The organism is Limnoglobus sp. (genome assembly GCF_059499385.1).
Genome location: NZ_JCABYM010000048.1, coordinates 50,546 through 68,137 on the forward strand (window position 1 = coordinate 50,546; position 17,592 = coordinate 68,137).

General features: G+C 67.8%; 12 protein-coding genes. 7 read left to right on the forward strand and 5 right to left on the reverse strand.

The features are described from left to right. Positions 1–91 precede the first annotated feature (91 nt). On the forward strand, positions 92–847 hold the full coding sequence (locus AC5JJ2_RS09150; protein WP_495857674.1) for an SDR family NAD(P)-dependent oxidoreductase: 756 nt from the start codon (positions 92–94) through the stop codon (positions 845–847). On the opposite strand, the gene AC5JJ2_RS09155 is transcribed toward AC5JJ2_RS09150, so the two are convergent. The 3 genes from AC5JJ2_RS09155 to aceE form a co-directional block, all read right to left on the reverse strand. Further along, positions 822–1,838 carry a quinone-dependent dihydroorotate dehydrogenase gene (locus tag AC5JJ2_RS09155; protein WP_495857675.1) on the reverse strand — a complete coding sequence of 339 codons (1,017 nt, stop codon included), beginning with the start codon at positions 1,836–1,838 and terminating at the stop codon, positions 822–824. The genes AC5JJ2_RS09150 and AC5JJ2_RS09155 overlap by 26 nt on opposite strands. A gap of 122 nt (positions 1,839–1,960) precedes the next feature. Next, the gene (locus AC5JJ2_RS09160; protein ID WP_495857676.1) at positions 1,961–3,577 is read right to left on the reverse strand and encodes a 2-oxo acid dehydrogenase subunit E2; all 1,617 of its coding nucleotides are present in this window, start codon (positions 3,575–3,577) and stop codon (positions 1,961–1,963) included. A 24-nt stretch (positions 3,578–3,601) separates the two neighbouring features. Beyond that, positions 3,602–6,406 (reverse strand): pyruvate dehydrogenase (acetyl-transferring), homodimeric type, encoded by a 2,805-nt coding sequence (gene aceE, locus AC5JJ2_RS09165; RefSeq protein ID WP_495857677.1) that lies wholly within the window; start codon positions 6,404–6,406, stop codon positions 3,602–3,604. Between the two features lie 254 nt (positions 6,407–6,660). Here aceE and AC5JJ2_RS09170 point away from each other — a divergent pair, with 254 nt between their 5' ends. From AC5JJ2_RS09170 to AC5JJ2_RS09185, 4 genes are read left to right on the forward strand one after another with little or no spacing between them, the layout of a single operon-like run. Beyond that, entirely contained in the window at positions 6,661–7,692 is a 1,032-nt protein-coding gene (locus tag AC5JJ2_RS09170) for a hypothetical protein (protein WP_495857678.1), read from the forward strand. After that, positions 7,689–11,102 carry an outer membrane protein assembly factor BamB family protein gene (locus AC5JJ2_RS09175; protein ID WP_495857679.1) on the forward strand — a complete coding sequence of 1,138 codons (3,414 nt, stop codon included), beginning with the start codon at positions 7,689–7,691 and terminating at the stop codon, positions 11,100–11,102. Before AC5JJ2_RS09170 ends, AC5JJ2_RS09175 begins: the two co-directional genes overlap by 4 nt. 16 nt (positions 11,103–11,118) lie before the next feature. Then, a complete protein-coding gene (locus AC5JJ2_RS09180) occupies positions 11,119–12,156 on the forward strand; it encodes an AAA family ATPase (protein ID WP_495857680.1) in 1,038 nt (345 codons plus the stop codon). Then, positions 12,153–13,034 carry a DUF58 domain-containing protein gene (locus AC5JJ2_RS09185; protein WP_495857681.1) on the forward strand — a complete coding sequence of 294 codons (882 nt, stop codon included), beginning with the start codon at positions 12,153–12,155 and terminating at the stop codon, positions 13,032–13,034. The genes AC5JJ2_RS09180 and AC5JJ2_RS09185 overlap by 4 nt, the downstream gene beginning before the upstream one ends. A gap of 66 nt (positions 13,035–13,100) precedes the next feature. Here the strand turns inward: AC5JJ2_RS09185 and AC5JJ2_RS09190 are convergent, their stop codons facing one another. Then, the gene (locus AC5JJ2_RS09190; RefSeq protein WP_495857682.1) at positions 13,101–14,246 is read right to left on the reverse strand and encodes a lactonase family protein; all 1,146 of its coding nucleotides are present in this window, start codon (positions 14,244–14,246) and stop codon (positions 13,101–13,103) included. Positions 14,247–14,351: 105 nt separating this feature from the next. Here AC5JJ2_RS09190 and AC5JJ2_RS09195 point away from each other — a divergent pair, with 105 nt between their 5' ends. Both AC5JJ2_RS09195 and AC5JJ2_RS09200 read left to right on the forward strand, forming a co-directional pair. After that, positions 14,352–15,086, forward strand: coding sequence for a 3-keto-disaccharide hydrolase (locus AC5JJ2_RS09195; RefSeq protein ID WP_495857683.1), 735 nt, complete (start codon positions 14,352–14,354; stop codon positions 15,084–15,086). Between the two features lie 117 nt (positions 15,087–15,203). Further along, a complete protein-coding gene (locus AC5JJ2_RS09200) occupies positions 15,204–16,484 on the forward strand; it encodes a DUF1571 domain-containing protein (protein ID WP_495857684.1) in 1,281 nt (426 codons plus the stop codon). A 54-nt stretch (positions 16,485–16,538) separates the two neighbouring features. Here AC5JJ2_RS09200 and AC5JJ2_RS09205 read toward each other — a convergent pair whose 3' ends face one another. Beyond that, a complete protein-coding gene (locus tag AC5JJ2_RS09205; RefSeq protein ID WP_495857685.1) occupies positions 16,539–17,570 on the reverse strand; it encodes a zinc-dependent alcohol dehydrogenase in 1,032 nt (343 codons plus the stop codon). Positions 17,571–17,592: the final 22 nt, after the last annotated feature.

Genomic DNA, 17,592 nt, shown 5'->3' on the forward strand with positions numbered 1-17,592 from the left:
CGGGGATGCCGCCGGTCGGCGGCGCGGGTAAAGCTAGAGGCAACGCGGCAGGCTTTCCCGAGCCGCGGACACCCCTTGAACGAGCGCAAACATGGCGACGCACTTCGATCTGGCGGGGCAGGTGGCGGTGGTGACCGGCGGCGGGCAGGGCATCGGCGAGGCCGTCTGTCGGCGGCTCGCGGCGGCCGGGGCGAAGGTAGGCGTGTTCGACCTGTCCGCGGAGAACGCCAACCGCGTCGCGAAGGACATCAACGGCGTCCCGATGGTCGGCGACCTTACGAAGGAGGCGGACCTGGACCGGGTGTTCGGCGAGGTCGTGAAGGCGGCCGGGCCGGTGAGCGTCCTGGTGAACAACGCCGGCGTCGCGAGCCGCAAGGGGCGGGACGTGCCGATCTGGGAGAGCGTGCGCGAAGACTGGGAGTACGTGATGAACATCAACGTCACGGGCCTAGTGCTTTGCTGCAAGGCGGTCCTGCCAGGGATGATCGAGAAGAAGTACGGGCGGATCGTCAACATCGCGAGCATCGCCGGGAAGGAGGGGAACCCGAAGATGGCCCCGTACTCGGCGAGCAAGGCGGCGGTCATCTGCCTGACGAAGTCGCTGTCGAAGGAGCTGGTCGGGAAGGGGGACATCTGCGTGAACAGCGTCGCCCCGGCGGTGATCCAGACGCCGATCCTCGACCAGCTCGACCAGGCGCAGATCAACATGATGCTGAGCAAGATTCCGCTGGCTCGGACCGGGAAGCCGGACGAGGTGGCGAACCTCATCCACTTCCTGAGCAGCCGCGAGTGCAGCTTCACGACCGGCTTCTGCTTCGACATCAGCGGCGGCCGGGCGACGTATTGAGCCGGTGACGTTTCAGCCCGCGGGCCAGCGCCGCGGGCAGGAACGGCCCCTTGTACACGAGTCCGCTGTAAACTTGGATCAAGTCCGCGCCCGCGCCGATCATCGCGGCCGCGGACGGCACGTCGTCGATTCCGCCGCAGCCGATAAGCATCACCCCGTCACCGGCGTGTTTACGAATCTCGGCGACTCGCTCTCGCGATAGCTCGCGGATCGGCCGGCCGCTCTCGCCGCACGGCAGGCCGGTCGGCGAGGTCGCGGCCCGCGTGTTCGTCGCGATCACGCCGACCGCCCCGGCCGACAGGCACGCGTCGAGTACGGCCTTCAACTCGTCGCCGCCCAACTCCGGGGAGAACTTTACGAGCAGCGGCTTCCCGCCGATCACGCCGCGGACGCCCGCCACGAGCTTGCCCATCGCCTCAGCCGTCTGAAGCGCCCGCAGCCCGGCCGTGTTCGGCGAGCTGACGTTGATCGTAACGAAGTCCGCGTGCGGGGCCAGCTTCTCCCCGACGACTGCGTAGTCCTCCTCGGCCCGCTCGTTAGGCGTGTCCTTGTTCTTGCCGATGCTAATCCCGAGGGGGAAGGACGGTCGGAACTTCAATTTCGCGAGTCGGGCCGCCACGACATCCGCACCGTCGTTGTTGAACCCCATGCGGTTGAACAGGGCCTGCCGCGGCACGTCCCGCCACATGCGGGGCTGGTCGTTGCCGCTCTGGGGCCGTGGCGTGACCGTGCCGAGTTCGACGAACCCGAACCCGCACGCCCACCACGCGGCCGGGGCGACGCCGTTCTTGTCCATCCCGCCGGCGAGGCCGACGCGGTTCGGAAAAGTCAGCCCCGCGAGCGAGACGGGATCGTCGCATCGGGTGAACGTGTGAAGCAGCCGCGCGAGCGGCGGCAGTCGCGAGAAAAGGGCGGTCGAACGAAGGGCGAGGTTGTGGGCGGTTTCCGCGTCGAGGGAGAAGAGGATCGGCCGGAGGAGTTGATACGGCATTCAACACGATCTCTTCGAGGCTTTTCATTTTGCATTTTTCATTTCGACTTTTGCATTGGTTCAGTCATTTCCTGAACCAATGCAAAAGTCGAAATGAAAAATGCAAAGTTAAGTGCGACCGGTTAGCTCTCCATCAGCAACCGGATCGGGTCGCTGAACAGTTGGGCCAGCCGCGTCGTGAACCGCGCGCCGTCGGCCCCGTCGATGACGCGGTGGTCGTAGGTCAGCGACATCGGCATCATCAGCCGGGGCACGATCTGGCCGTCCTTCACGACCGGTTGCAGCGTCGATTTCGACAGGCCGAGGATCGCGACCTCCGGGTAGTTCACGATCGGCGTGAAGCTCGTGCCGCCGATGCCGCCGAGGTTCGTGATCGTGAACGTGCCCCCGCGCATCTCGTCGATGCTCAGCTTGCCCGTGCGGGCCTTGTCGGCGATGGTCGCCACGTCCACGGCGATGTCCCGGATACTTTTCTTGTCCGCGTCGCGGATGACCGGCACGACGAGGCCGCGCTCCGTGTCCACGGCGATGCCGATGTTGAAGTACTTCTTCAGGATTAGCTCGCCGGCGTTCATGTCGAAGCTGCTGTTGAAGTGCGGGAACTCCTTCAGCACGGCGACGACGGCCTTCACCGCGAGCACCGTCCAGGTGACCTTCGCCGCACCCTTCGGCGCGGTTTCCACGGTCCGTTTCCGCCCGGCCTCCAGGTCGGTGATGTCCGCGATGTCGTTCTGCGTGACCGTAGGCATCGTCCGCACGGCGACGGTCAAATTCCGCGCGATGGCCATGCGGATGTTCGACACGGCCTTCTTCTCGACCTCGCCGAACTTCGCGAAGTCCGGCAGGGCCGGGTGCGCAAAGCTGTCCGCGACGGTCCCGCCGCTCATGGCAGCGCCGCCGGGCTTCTTGGCTTGCCGTTCGGCCTTCACGAACGACTTCACGTCGTCGAGCGTGACCCGCCCGCCACGGCCGGTCGGCTTCACCTCCGCGAGCGCGACGCCGAGTTCGCGGGCCAGCCGCCGCGTCGCGGGGCCGGCGGGCGTCAAGTCTTTCTTCGACGGGGCCGTTGCGACGGCGACCGGGGCCTTCGCGCTCGTGCTGCCGTTCGCGGACGCGGCCTGTTGAACGGCGGCCGTCGGCTTCACTCCGGAATCGCTCATCGCCGCGGGCGTCGAGCCGCCCGACGCAAGTAGCGTCAGGACGACCTTGCCGACCGGAATCTTGTCGCCGGTCTTGACGTGGATCGCTTCGACCGTGCCCGCGGCCTCGACCGGGACTTCGACGGCGGCCTTGTCGGTCTCGACGGCGAGGACGGCCTGCCCGGCCTTGACGGCGTCCCCGGCCTTCACCAGCACGCCGACGACCGTGGCCGAGTCGATGCCCTCGCCGAGAGCGGGTAGCGCGAACTCGACCTTTCCGGCCGGTTGTTGCGCGGCCGGGGCCGCGGGCGGCGGGGGTGGAGACGCCTTCGCGGGTTCGGCCTTCGGAGCAGCGGCCGGAGCCGCACCGCCGCCGGTCAGCGTGAGGATGAGTCCACCGACCGGAACCTTGTCGCCGTTCTTGACGTGGAGTTGGCCGACGACGCCATCCGCCTCGACGGGGACTTCGACGGCGGCCTTGTCCGTCTCGACGGCGAGGACGGCCTGCCCGGCCTTCACGGCGTCCCCGGCCTTCACCAGCACGCCGACGACCGTGGCCGAGTCAATCCCTTCGCCGAGGGGGGGAAGACGAAATTCCATGAGTGTCTCGTTCGGTGTGGGTCGTTAAACCGTCCACGGGGCCGGGCGGTTCGGGTCCACGCCCAGGTCGGTGATCGCTTGCTTCACCAGCTTCCGGTCGATCTCGCCGCGGTCGGCCAGGCTCGTCAGCGCCGCGATGACGACGTGCTCGGCGTCCACCTCGAAGAACCGGCGGAGGTTCTTCCGCGTCTCGGACCGGCCGAAGCCCTCCGTGCCGAGGGCGAGCAGCCGCGTGCCCTTCGCGTCCTTCAGGAACGGGCTGAGCGTGTCCGGCAGCACCCGCAGGTAGTCGCTGCTGGCGACGATCGGCCCCTTCGTGTCGCCGAGGACCTGCTGCACGTAGCTCTTCTTCGGCTGCTCGTCCGGGCGGAGGCGGTTGCGACGCTCGACCTCCAGCGCGTCCTTGCGGAGCATCTGGTAGCTCGTCACGCTGTAGACGTTGCTCGCGACGCCGTACTTCTCCGCGAGGATCGCCTGCGCCCGCAACACGTCGTTGAGGATGACGCCGCTGCCGAGCAACTGAACCTCGTGCTTCGCGTTCGGCGGCGTGACCGACTTGTACTTGTAGATGCCGCGGACGATGCCTTCCCGCACATGCTCGCCGGGCATGGCCGGCATGTCGTAGCTCTCGTTGTAGATCGTGAGGTAGTAGAAGCACTCCTCGTTGCGGACGAACATGGCGTTGATGCCGTCCTCAATGATGACGGACAGTTCGTAGGCGAACGCCGGGTCGTAGGCCCGGCACGTCGGCACGGTCATGGCCATCAGGTGGCTGTGCCCGTCCTCGTGCTGGAGGCCCTCGCCGTTGATCGTCGTCCGGCCGGCCGTCGCGCCGAGGAGGAACCCGCGGCAGCGGCTGTCGGCGGCGGCCCAGATCAGGTCGCCGACCCGCTGGAACCCGAACATGCTGTAGTAGATGTAGAACGGGATCGTGTTCACGCCGTAGGTGCTGTACGCCGTGCCCGCGGCGATGAAGTCGGCCATCGCCCCGGCCTCGTTGATCCCCTCCTGGAAGATTTGGCCGGTCGTGCTCTCCCGGTACTCGGTCAACGTGCCGCGGTCCACGGGACGGTAAATCTGCCCGGCTGTGTTGTACATGCCGACGGCCTTGTACAGCGGCGGCATCCCGAACGTCTGCCCTTCGTCCGGGACGATCGGCACGAGCAACTTGCCGACGCTCTCGTCGCGGAAGAGTTGCTGCATCAGCGAAACCCAGGCGAGCGTCGTCGATTGGCCCTTCGTCTCGCCGTCCCCACCGCCCGTGCCGCCCCGCCGCTCGACGTACAGCTTTGCGAACAGGTCGTGGCTCGGCGGCTGGCAGGGCGTGAACTTCGTATTCCGGCTCGGCGTGTACCCGCCGAGCGCCTTCCGCCGCTCGTGAAGGTACTTCACCTCCGGGCTGTCAGCGGCCGGTTTCCAGAACGGGCAGTCCTCGAGTTTGTCGTCCGGGACGGGAATCTTGAACCGGTCGCGGAAACCGCGGACCTGGTCCGTGCCGAGCATCTTTTTCTGGTGCGTCGTGTTCTTGCCGACGCCGCCCTCCCCAGGGATTTCATACCCCTTCACGGTCTTCACGAGGATGACGGTCGGTTGGCCCTTGTGCTCGACGGCCGCCTTGTACGCCGCGTGGACCTTCACCGGGTCGTGGCCGCCGCGCTTCAGCCGCGAGAGTTGCTCGTCGGAGAGGTGCGAGACCATCGCCTTGAGTTCGGGCGTGTTGAAGAACTGGTCGCGGATGAAGACCCCGCGCCGCCGGCCGTGCTCTTCGTAGGAAAGGAAGACCTTCTCCGATACTTCCTGCGCCGTCCGCATGTCCTTACCGACGAACTCCTGGTACTCGCCGTCAACGACCTCAGCCATGCGGCGGGCGAGCGCCCCGGTGTGGTCGTTCTTGAGTAGCGCGTCCCACTCGCTGGCCCAGATGACCTTGATGACGTTCCACCCCGCGCCGCGGAAGATGCCTTCGAGTTCCTGGATGATCTTGCCATTGCCCCGCACCGGGCCGTCGAGGCGTTGCAGGTTACAGTTGATGACCCACGTCAGGTTGTCGAGCTTGTCGCGGGCGGCGAGGCTGATGCAGCCGAGGCTTTCGGGTTCGTCGCACTCGCCGTCGCCGAGGAACGCCCAGACGCGGGCGTCCCCGGCCGTCGTCGAGAGGCCGCGGTCACGCAGGTAGCGGTTGTACCGGGCGTGGTAGATGCTCATGATCGGGCCGAGGCCCATGCTGACCGTCGGGAACTGCCAGAAGTCCGGCATCAGCCACGGGTGCGGGTAGCTGCTGAGACCCTTTTCCGCCTGTAGTTCCTGCCGGAAGTTGTTGAGGTGCGTCTCGGTGAGTCGGCCTTCGAGGAACGCCCGGCTGTACGGACCGGGGGCGGCGTGGCCCTGGTAGAAGATCACGTCGCCGGGGTGGTTCTCGGTGTACCCGCGGAAGAAGTGGTTCCAGCCGACCTCGTACAGCGTCGCGGAGCTGGCGAACGTGCTGATGTGGCCGCCAACGTTGGTTTTCTTGTTCGCCCGCTGCACCATTGCCATCGCGTTCCAGCGGACGGCGTTCTTAATCTTGCGTTCCAGTTCGCGGTCGCCGGGGTAGGTCGGTTGGTCTTCGGCGGGGATCGTGTTGACGTAAGGCGTCTGAATGCCGACGCCGGTTTTGACCCCGGCCTTGGTGGCGATCTGGGCGAGCGTGTCGAGCAGGAACTTCGCCCGGTCCGGGCCGGCGTGCTTGATGACGGCTTCGATGGAGTCCCGCCACTCGGCCGTTTCCTGCGGGTCGGTGTCAGCGGTCACGGCGGGGAGGTTGGCGAGCGTTTCCGGGTTCGCGAGCATCGAGTGACCTCAGGGAACGGCCCCGCGAACCCGACCGGCCGCCGGGCGCTTGTCGCCGGACGAGGGCCAACCGGGTTCGGGGTGCGAGCTATGCAATTGTAGACAATCGAGATTTATTCGACCGAGGCCCGCGACACCGGGTTCGACGGGGATCGCGCGGGCGAGCGGCCGGGGGTGGTTTCACCGCGTTGAAATCCCCGATAGGATAGGGGGATAGCACGGCCCCGTCCACACGACCCCGGCCACCCCCCGCCATGACGCGCACCCTCGGCTTGCTCGGACTTCTCACCACGGCCTTCGCCGTGGCCGCCGACGCCCCGAAGCCGATCCCGGCAAGCGAAATCACTCTCGAAAACGCGGCCACTGTTTCCGACGTGCTGGCCCGGATCGACCGGCAAATGGCGATCAAGGTCGAACCCGGCGTCCTCGACCCGAAGGCGAAGTTCGCGTCGGCCGGACCGACGCCGTTCTGGAAGCTACTCGACCGCATCGCCGCCGACACGAACACTCGGCTCGTCGTGAACGGGTCGAGCAAGGCGATTTCCTTCGCCCCCGGCCGACCGGCGACGGCGGCGAGCATCCACGGGGCATTCCGCATCGCATCGGCCGGCGTGACCGCCCGGACGGACGCCGCGGACGCCGCGACGTACACCCTCGCGCTGGACGTGCAGTGGGAGCCGCGGTTCCCCGTGTTCCGCATCGACGCGCAGCCGCGGGTCACGGCCGCGGCCGACGACCGCGGGCAGAAGCTGAGCGCCCCGACCGCGTCGGTGAAGTCGGCGGTCGTCGGGTACTCGCACACGACCGACGTGCGGATCGACGGCCTCACCCGCGAGGCGAAGCGGATCGCGAAGTTCGCGGGCGAGTTCACCGTCACGGCCGCGCCGAAGATGCTCGCGTTCGCGTTCGACGATTTCGCGAAACTGCCGGCCACGAAGGAGATCGACGGCGTGAAGGCCACGCTCGCGAAGATTCTGAAGCGGGACGAGGTGTGGGAACTCCAGCTCACCGTCGAGTACCCGGCCGCGCCGCCGAGCTTCGAGAGCTTCGAGTCGTGGACGAACCGAAACGCCATCCGCCTCGTCGCGCCGAACAAGACGCAGGCCATCGAGGTCGAGAACTCCGACGTGACCGCGACCGGCCGAACTGTTCAAGCGGCCTACCGCTTCCTCCACAAGAACGTCGATTTCACCAACCGCAAGGGGTGGAGCGTCGTCTACGAGACGCCCGCGCCGCTCGTCGAGTTCCCCGTCCGCTTCGAGCTGAAGGACATCAAGCTGCCGTGACCCGCCGCACCGCGACCGCCATCGTGTTCCTCGCCCTCGGCACGGCCTGGGCCGCCGACGGGCCGGAGTCGGCGAACGTCCGCGGCGAGTCCACGACGACGCGGAAGCGGCTCGTCGAGGCCGAGCAGAAAGTGCTCAAGGGCAAGGCGGCCGAGGCCATCGACGACCTCCAGCGCGTTCTCGACGACGCGGGCGACGACCTGGTGACGGCCGACGGCAAGCAGTTCCTCGCGGCCCGGCAGTACGCGCATCAGTTCCTGGCGAAGTTGCCGGACGCGGACTTAAAGCGCTACCGCGACCGCGTCGAGGAACCGGCGGCGAAGCTGCTCGCCGCGGGCCGCTCGCGGGCCGATGAGAGGCCACTACGCGAACTGGTCGCCCGCTACGCGGTCAGCCGGCCGGCGGAAGACGCGATCCTGCTGCTCGCCGACTTTGCGTTCGAGCGGGGCGAATTCGCGGCGGCGGAACTGTACTGGCGGCGGCTGGTCCCGTACGGCGAGGACCGCTACCCGTCGCCGAAGTCGGACGCGGCGCTGCTGAAGGCCAAACTCGTCCTGTCGGCGTTCTACCGCGGGGACCGGGCCGGTGCCGCGAAGCTACTGGAGGCATTCGAGAAGGATTACGCGAAAGCGACGGGCCATCTAGCGGGGAAGACCGGGAACCTGCTTGAAACGCTCGTGACGGTTCTCAACCAGCCGACGGCTGTGCCGGGAACGACCATCGGCGAGAGCCGGTGGGCGGCGCTTGGCGGGTCGGCTTCTCGCGACGGCCGGGTGAGCGGGCCGTTCCCGCGGCACTGGCCGAGCCGCCCGACGTGGAAGACGCCGATCCCGCAAGTCGCGGGCGGGAAGGGGGGCCGACCGCCGAGCGTCGGGGCGGTCAAGTCGCTGGCGTTTCATCCGGTCGTGATGGGGTCGCGGGCCTACGTCGCCGACGCGGGGCGCGTGATCGCGTTCGATCTGCGAACGGGGACGCCGGAGGTCGTGTTCGACGGGAAGACAATCGACCGACCGCAAGTTCCCGCGGACCAGTTGCGGCTCCCGTCGCCGGTCGATGCCGACTACTCGCTGACGGCCGCGAACGGGCGGCTCTACTTCCGCTACGGCCTGCCGGACCTCTTCCCGCTGCCGGAGGACGACGAACAGCCCGTCACGAAGCCGAGCGTGTTGGTCTGCCTCGTGCGCCCGCCCGGTTCCGCTGCTGACGCCCTGCCGTCCCAGATTCTGTGGAAGCGACTGCCGCCGGTGGACGCGGCAATGCCCGCGTCGTGGGAGGGCGCGCCGGTCGTCGTCGGCGGGACGGTGTTGGCCGCGTTCGTGCGGTCCGACGGCGGCCGGGTCGTTCACGCCGTCGCGTGTTATCGCGATGATTCGGACCGCCCGGCGTGGGTCGCCGACGTGTGCGAGGAGTCCACGGCGAGCGGGCGGACGCGGCACGAACTGCTGACACTCGCCGGGCGGAACGTCGTGTTCTGTTCGCACTCCGGCGTCATCGCGGCGGTCAACGCCGACACCGGCAAGCACGCCTGGGCGTACCGTTACCCGCGGGTCCGACGATACCCGGCGGACGGCCGCCATCGCGACCTGTCGCCGCCGGTCGCGGCCGACGGCCGCGTGTTCGTCGCGCCGAACGACGCGGATCAGCTGTTCGCGTTCGACGCCGAATCCGGGCGGTTGTTGTGGCAGGACGGGCCGATCCTCGTCGATCACTTGATCGGTGCTTCCGCCGGGAAAGTCGTCGCGACCATCGCCGGGCCGCAGCGTGGCATCCGCGGTTACGACACGACGACGGGTTCGTGCGACGCCCCGCTCGGCTGGCGGAACCACGACGACCCGTTCCTGCCGTCGTTCGGCCGCGGCCTGCTGAGCGACGACACGATTCTCTGGCCGACGGCCGCGGCGCTCTACTCGATCCGCCTCGTGGACGGCACGGTCGCCACGCAGCCGCTCCGCGGGCCGCACGGCAACCTCGCGTTCGCGAAGGGCGTGTTGCTCGTGGCGACGCCTACGGAGGTCTGGGGCTACGTCCACGACACCGACGACGCGGAACCGCCGACCCCGCCGTTGCCGAAGTTGCTCGGCGCGGCCCCGCCCCTGCCGAAGGCCGATGAACCGGTACGAGTCGAGTTGCCTCCACGGATTCAACAGCCCGCGAAGCTAGAACGAGTTTCGGCCGCCGCGGAGGGACTGAGCGTTAACCTCTGCGACCCATACCGCGACGCGGACAACGTCCGGTACGTCCTCCGGCGAACGGCGAAGGAAACGCAACTCGTCGATTCCATCGGGAACGTGAGGCGGTTGAACGTCGGTTCGTCCGCGGTTCCCGTCTTCGCAGGGAATCGCGTCTTCTTCGCGGACGCGCGTTCCGTCACGATCGTGAACCTGAAGTCGGGCGCGACCGAACGTGTGTTCGGCCTGCCCGACTCGCTGCCGGACATCACGCGAGTCCTGCCGCTCGACCGGTTCGTCGTCCTCGTCCTCGGCCTGCACCAACTCGTTGCCGCCGACCTCGACAACAAGTCGCTGTTGTGGGCGCTCGATTCCCTCAGACGGAATCGGTTGCAACCACACCCGATCGAATCGGCCCCGCGGTTCGGCTCCCTGACGGCGTTGGAGAACCAACTCGCAGTGCAGCTCTCGACCGGGGCGTGGTGGGTCGTCGATTGGCAGACGGGGAAGGTGGTCCGCGAACATGCGGCCGCGGACCGCCCGTGGCGGTCGGACCCGGTGTCGCTCTCGGGGAATCGGATCGTCGTCGCCGAGGGCGCGAGCCGCGTTTCGCTGTTCGAGAACGGCCGCCGCGTGTGGGACCACGACGCCGGACGGGAAGTGAGTTTGACCGGCGACCCGGCAGAGCTGCGTCACGCGGCCGACAGCCTCTTCGCGTTCGTCCACCGGAATCACGGGACCGAGATCGAGCTGTTGAAGCCGACCGACGGCAAACCCCTCTGGGCTTCCGGCCCGGCGCTCGTGCGGGCGAACGCCATCGACGTGAACGCGACGGATGCCGACCAAGAGCGGCTCTACGTCCCGGTCGCCGACCGGCTCGTCGCGTTGAAACTCGACACCGGCCGCGAGGCGTGGGACGTGCCGCTCCCGTACCCGGCCCGGTGGCGGGCGGTCGCGACGGCCAACGCACTGCTCGTCTTTCCACGCGAGGCCGTTGCTTTCAAACCGGCCTCGGTCCTCGCCTCGTTCGCGCGGTACCCGCACCCGCGGCGGGCGTTCGGCCTCCTCGGCACGGCCGCGGCCGAGTATTTCCACCGAACCGTGCCGCTGTTGCTGGTTGACCCGCGAACCGGGCGGCTACAACAAAGGTTGGACCTGCCCGCCGGCGGACTGGTCGCCGTGGATGTTACGGCCGATGGCGTGTACGTCGCGGCCGGCGGCGCGATTTATCGACTTCAATAACCCCCTCGAGCAACCCATGTCGGACGAACCTCAGCCGTTGACCCTGGAACCGGACGTGATGGCCACCGCCGACCGGCTCCGCAGCGGCTGCCAGCGGCTCCTCGCCGAGTGCGGCAAGATCATCGTCGGCCAGAACGACGTGCTGGAGCAACTCGTGATCGCCGTCCTCGCCCGCGGGCACTGCCTGCTCGTCGGCGTGCCGGGGCTGGCGAAGACGCTCATGATCCGAACTCTCGCGGACGGCATGAACCTCTCGTTCAGCCGCGTCCAGTTCACCCCGGACCTGATGCCGACGGACATCACCGGGACGGAGATTCTGCAGGAAGACAAGGCGACCGGCGGGCGGACGTTCCGGTTCGTCCACGGGCCGATCTTCGCGAACATCGTGCTGGCGGACGAGATCAACCGCACCCCGCCGAAGACGCAGGCGGCGCTACTCGAAGCGATGCAGGAGCGGCAGGTCACGGTCGCGGGCGTGAAGCACAAGCTGCCGGAGCCGTTCTTCGTGCTGGCGACGCAGAACCCGATCGAGCAGGAGGGGACGTACCCGCTCCCGGAGGCGCAGCAGGACCGGTTCATGTTCAACATCCGCGTGGACTACCCGGACGAGGACGAGGAGTTCCGCATCATCGAGGCGACCACGTCCGCGAACAAGGCGAAGGTCGAGCGGGTAATTTCCGGCGAGGAACTGCTCGCCATGCAGGAGTTGGTCCTGCAAGTCCCGGCCGCGGAGTACGTGATGCGGTACGCGGCCCGGCTCGTCCGCGCGACGCGGCCGGGCGAGACAACGGCTCCCGTTCCGGACTTCGTGAAGAAGTTCGTGAGCTGGGGGGCCGGGCCGCGGGCCGGGCAGAGCCTCATCCTCGCCGCGAAGGCGCGGGCGCTGTTGCACGCGCGGACCTACGTGGCCCTCGAAGACGTGAAGGCCGTCGCCCCGCCGGTGCTACGGCACCGCGTCCTCACGAACTACAACGCGGAGGCCGACGGCGTAACCCCGGACGAGATCGTTCGGCGGCTCTTGGCCGTCATCCCGCGGGACGGCGAGAAGACATGACGCCGCTGCCGCCGGACATCCTGGCCCGCATCGACAAGCTCGAACTCGAAGCCCGGCAGGTGGTGGAGGGCCACCTCGCCGGCCGGCACAAGAGTCCGCAGTTCGGGTTCGCCGTCGAGTTCGCCCAACACCGCGAGTACGCCCCCGGCGATGACATCAAGCACCTCGACTGGAAGGTCTACGGCCGGACGGAACGCTACCACCTCAAGCAGTACGAGCAGGAGACGAACCTCGTCGCGTGGATGCTCGTGGACGCGAGCGAGTCGATGCGGTTCAAGTCTGGGGAGAGGTCGAAGTACGACGTGGCTTCTTCCGCAGCCGCCGCCCTCGCTTTCCTGACGCTGCAACAGACGGACAGCGTCGGCCTGGTGTCGTTCGCGGACGGCGTGCGGCACTTCCTCCGCCCGTCGGCGCGGGCCGGCAGCCACTTCCGCGAGTTGCTTAAGCTGCTCGCCGACGGCCCGACGGCGGCCGCCGCGAACACCGGCGCGGTCCTCGACGAGGTCGCCGGTCGGCTCGGCCGCCGCGGGATCGTGTTCTTGTTCAGCGACCTGCTCGACGACGTGGGGCCGCTCGTCGAGGGGCTACGCCACCTGAAGTTCCAGAAGCACGAGGTCGTCGTGTTCCAGGTGCTGGACGCGGCGGAACTCGACTTCCCGTTCCGCCACCCGACGCTGTTCCGCGGGCTGGAGAGTTGGCCGGAATTGAGTACCGACCCGCTTTCCGTCCGCGAGAGCTACCTCGAAGAGTTGAACAAGCACCTCGCGGAGATCGAGCAGGTCTGCCGCACGCTGGAAACGGACTACGTGCGGCTGCGGACGGACGCCGACCTCGGCCACGAACTCGCGGTCTACCTGCGGAGCCGCGTCCGGAAGTGAGTACCCGGTACTGAGTACACAGTACCCGGTACTCGGTTCGGAGTACACGGTAGCCCGTGGCGAGGATCAGCCCACCGGCACGAATTTCACGCACACGGGGCTGCCTACCTTCACGACGCTTTCGGTCTGCTTCGCAAGCCCGGTCTTGTCGTCCATCCTGAACACGCGGACGGTGTGCGCGTCTTGGTTCGCGATCAGCATCCAGCCGCCGGTCGGGTCGATGTTGAAGTTCCGCGGGATCGCGATGTCGCCGGTGACGTGCCCGGCGGCGGTCAGCTTGCGGTCCGGGCCGACCTTGAACGCCGCGATCGTGTTGCCCACGCGGTTCGAGACGTACACGAACTTCCCGTTCGGGTGCAGGATGCACTCGGCCGTCGAGTTGTTCTTCACCGGCTCCTTCTGCGTGGACAGCGACTGCACCACCTCACTCGTGCCGCCGGCGAGGTCGAGTTCGATGACGTTGACGGTCGAGTCGAGTTCGCCACAGACGTAGGCGAACTTGCCGTCCCGCGCGATGGCGATGTGCCGCGGGCCGGACCCCGGCGGCGTCTTGATGTGCCCCTTCGCCGCGGCCACCGCCCCCGTCGCCGGGTCGAACGACCACACCCAGATGAGGTCCACGCCCAGGTCCACCGTCAGCGCGAACTTGCCGGTCGGGTCGAAGAACGAGCAGTGGGCGTGCGGCTCCTTCTGCCGGGCCGGGTTCGGGCCGCTCCCCTTGTGCTGGGCGAACGTCGCGTCGCCGCCGTCGAGCGAGCCGTCCTCGTTCAACTTGATGATCTTCGTGCTGCCGCCGCCGTAGTTCGCGACGATGACGTACTTCCCGTCCGGGTGGACCGAGACGTGACAGGGTCCGGCCCCGCCGCTGAGCGCCTGGTTCAGCTTCGTGAGTTTGCCGGTCGTCGCGTCCAGGCCGAACGCCACGACCGGGCCGCCGTCCTTCCCGCCGCCCTCGCCGACGGCGTAGAGGAACTTGCCGTCCGGATGCACGGCCAGGAACGACGGGCTGCCCAGCTCCGCCGCCACCTCCGGCTCGCCGAGCGCGCCGGTCGCCGCGTCGAACTTGCTGCGGTAGATGCCCTTGCTGCCGCCCTTGCCGCCGGTGTACGTGCCGAAGAAGACCCAGTAATTCTTCGCGTCCGCCGCGTGGCCGAGCGATGCCGTGGCAGCGAGCGCCGTCGTGCCGAGGAGGAAGGTGCGTCGGTCGATCATGAGAAACTCCGGGAAGAGGAGGGTGAAGCTAGTTTTCCGCCGGACGAACGATCATAATGTTCGCGACCGTCCGCCGAAACCCTCTTCCCGATCGTGGAGCCAAATATGCGGTGCCTTGCCCTCGCGGTTGTCTTCTGTTCCGGCCTGTTCGCCTACGCCGCCGACCCGGTGAAACCCGCCGACGGATGGACAGACCTACTCAAGTCCGGGGCCGACACGCCGTTCAAGAAGGTCGACGCCGGGTGGAAGTTTGCCAACGAGGTGTCGTTGGAAAAGGATAAGAACGCGCGGCTGAAGCCGAGCGGCGACGGAGACGTTTGGGTGAACGGCGATAAAGGGCGGCTGCCGGACCTCGTCACGAAGCAGAGCTACAAGGACGTGGAGGTTCACGTCGAGTTCATGCTAGGAAAAAACTCGAACTCCGGGATCAAGTTCCACGCCCTCTACGAAATCCAGCTCCGCGACACGGCCAACAACAAGGGCGATCTCACCGGCGACGACTGCGGCGGCATCTACCCGAAGGCGGAGGACAAGCCGAAGTACCGCCACCTGGACAAGGGCATCGCCCCGAAGCTGAACGCCGCGAAGCCGGCCGGTGAGTGGCAGACGCTCGACGTGGTCTTCCACTCGCCGCGGTTCGACGAAAAGGGGCAAAAGACGGCGAACGCGAAAGTGGTGAAGGCCACGTTGAACGGGAAGGTGATTCACGAGAACGTCGAACTGCTGCACCCGACCGGGGCGAACTACGTCAAAAAGGAAGTCGCGACCGGTCCGTTCATGTTGCAGGCCGACCACGGCCCGGTGGCGTTCCGCAACGTGAAGATTCGCGAGGTCAAGTAGATCGTTTCCGATTTTTCCGGGCGATTCCCGCCGAACTGATCTAGTCAAGGCGTGACCGCGAGGGTATGGCCCCCACTTCACACGACTCGATGCATCCGTTTCGGGCAGGGGGACGCCATGACGGTTCGCCATCTGATCCGCCGCGCGTGGCTGGCGGCATTCCTCACCGGCGTCGGCGCGGCCGGCGTCTCGGCACAGTCGAGCGACCCGCTGCCGTTGCCGCCGCTGCCCGGCGCGACGCCGGTGGCCCCGCCCGCCGCGGAAGGACTGCCGCCTCTGACGCCGCCCGCGACGGCCCCGGCCGTCGCCCCGCCGCCGCTCATCCCGGCGACGAACACGACGCCGAGCGTTCCGCCGCCCGCGGCCCCGGCCGTCCCTCCGCTCGCGATCGAAACTCCGAAAGCCGCCCCGGTCGTGCCACCACCGATGACGGTCGTGTCGCCGGTCACGGTCGAGGTCAAGCCGCCGGTCGCGGCCACGATCGCGCCGAAAGTTCCCGCCATGCCTCCCGCCGTCGTGCCGATGATGTCGCCGATGCCGACGGCCGCGCCGGAACTGCCGCCGATGGTGATTCCGTCCGAGGCGAAGGCGGTTTCGACGCAAGTGACCGCCGTGCCGCCGACGAACCCGATGGCCCCGCCGGCGGCCCCGACGTTCGAGACGCCCGCCGCGAAGGCGGCCGTGGCAACGAAGGCGGTCACCGAAGTGAAGATGGGCAAGCCCGCCATCGACGGCCTCGCCGCGTACTCGATGATGCTGACCGAGGCGAAGCTCGCCTACGGCAAGGTGGCCGACTACTCCGGCCACGTCATCCACCAGGACCGCGTTCGGGGGAAGCTGACGCCGGACCAGACGGCCGAAATCCGCGTGAAGACGAAGCCGGCGAGCGTGTCGCTCCGGTACGTCGCGCCGAACGCGATGATGGGCCTCGAACTCGTCCACGTCGCCGGCCGCAACGTCGGCAAACTCCGGTTGAAGCCGGCCGGTTCCTTCGGCCCCGGTGGGTTCCTCAGCGTCGAGCTGACCGACTCCCGCGCCACGGCCCACACCCGCCACCTCGCCACCGAGGTCGGCATCGGGCCGATGATCGAGATGCTGGAAAAGAACCTCGTGATCGAGCAGCGACTCCGCAACGCGGTTCAAGTAGGGGTCGCCGAGTACACCTACGCCGGGCGGCCGGTGACGCGGTTCGAGGTTTACACCGACCGCGCTCACGCCCTACGGTATGCGTACCGCACGGTCGTGTTCGTGGACAAGGAGACGAAGCTGCCGATCCGGATTGAAGCCTACGACCAACCGACGGTCAGCAGCCCCGCGACCGGCGACCTGCTGGAGTCGTACAGCTACGTAAACCTGAAGTTCAACCAGGGCCTCGGCGACGCCACTTTCGAGAAATGATGATTCTCAACCACCGAAAGCCCACCCGTCGCTTCGACGGGTGGGTTCGTCATTTCACACCCACTTCATCACGACGCCCAAGTACTCGTCCTTGTTCTTCAGCAGCCCCTCGTAGGCGTCGCCCAACTGCTCCGGCGTGATCGTGTGCCGGACCAACCCCGCGAGCGACAGCCGCCCGTTCGCGAGCTGCCGGAGCAGCCAGTGCTGGGCCTTGTGAATGTCCCACGCCCCGTTGAGGCGGATGTGGGCCGGCTCGAACAACATGTTCCCGTGCGCGCCGCTCACCTCGATGTACCGGCGGTGCAGGTCGTCGTAGAAGTTCACCTCCTTCGCGATCCCCCGCGGGCTGCCGACGACGATCACCTGCCCGGCGTCGCACGCCAGGCTCATCGCCGTGGGAATCGCGGCCGGAACGCCGGTCGCGTCCACGATAATTTCTGCCCCCTTCGTTCCGAGGGCCGCGGCCAATTGCTGCTTCACGTCGCCCGCCTTCGGGTCGATCACGTGGTCGATCCCAGCCGCCTTCACCGCGTCCCGCCGCATCGCGACCTCGTCGATGCCGACGACCGGCGACGCGCCCGCGGCCATCAGGCAGCGGCTAGCGAACTGGCCGATGATGCCGAGGCCGAGGACCGCGGCCGACCGGCCGAGCGTCAGCCCGGCCCGGATGGACGCACCGAGGCCGTACCGCGCGATGCACGCCACCGCCGCCTTCTCGAAACTCAAGTCGTCCGGCATCTTCCAGACGCGGCACCGCTCGTGGCCGACGGTGAACAGCTCCGCCGACGCGTGGTTGCCGGGAAAGCTCACGCGGTCGCCTTCCTGGAAGCCGCCGGGGAAGTCCTTGCCGACCTTCAGCACCCGGCCGGCGGCCGAATAGCCGGACCGGAACGGAAACTTCCAGTCCGGCATGTTCGGGTCCTTCAGCCACTGGTGCGACCCGGTGTAGACGGCCAGCTCCGTCCCGGCACTGATGCCGGAGTATTCGGCCGCGACCAGGATTTGGTTCGGCCCCGGTTCGGGAATCTCGACCTCGCGGACGCCGACCTTGTACGGCTCGAGAATGACCGCCTGACGCGCCTTCATGGGATGCCTCGGGAGAGTGTCT

Excerpts from the sequence above, each read along its gene's own strand:
- AC5JJ2_RS09150 (WP_495857674.1), top strand. The coding sequence starts at position 92 with ATGGCGACGCACTTCGATCTGGCGGGGCAGGTGGCGGTGGTGACCGGC.
- AC5JJ2_RS09155 (WP_495857675.1), bottom strand. The coding sequence starts at position 1,838 with ATGCCGTATCAACTCCTCCGGCCGATCCTCTTCTCCCTCGACGCGGAA.
- AC5JJ2_RS09160 (WP_495857676.1), bottom strand. The coding sequence starts at position 3,577 with ATGGAATTTCGTCTTCCCCCCCTCGGCGAAGGGATTGACTCGGCCACG.
- aceE (WP_495857677.1), bottom strand. The coding sequence starts at position 6,406 with ATGCTCGCGAACCCGGAAACGCTCGCCAACCTCCCCGCCGTGACCGCT.
- AC5JJ2_RS09170 (WP_495857678.1), top strand. The coding sequence starts at position 6,661 with ATGACGCGCACCCTCGGCTTGCTCGGACTTCTCACCACGGCCTTCGCC.
- AC5JJ2_RS09180 (WP_495857680.1), top strand. The coding sequence starts at position 11,119 with ATGTCGGACGAACCTCAGCCGTTGACCCTGGAACCGGACGTGATGGCC.
- AC5JJ2_RS09185 (WP_495857681.1), top strand. The coding sequence starts at position 12,153 with ATGACGCCGCTGCCGCCGGACATCCTGGCCCGCATCGACAAGCTCGAA.
- AC5JJ2_RS09190 (WP_495857682.1), bottom strand. The coding sequence starts at position 14,246 with ATGATCGACCGACGCACCTTCCTCCTCGGCACGACGGCGCTCGCTGCC.
- AC5JJ2_RS09195 (WP_495857683.1), top strand. The coding sequence starts at position 14,352 with ATGCGGTGCCTTGCCCTCGCGGTTGTCTTCTGTTCCGGCCTGTTCGCC.
- AC5JJ2_RS09200 (WP_495857684.1), top strand. The coding sequence starts at position 15,204 with ATGACGGTTCGCCATCTGATCCGCCGCGCGTGGCTGGCGGCATTCCTC.
- AC5JJ2_RS09205 (WP_495857685.1), bottom strand. The coding sequence starts at position 17,570 with ATGAAGGCGCGTCAGGCGGTCATTCTCGAGCCGTACAAGGTCGGCGTC.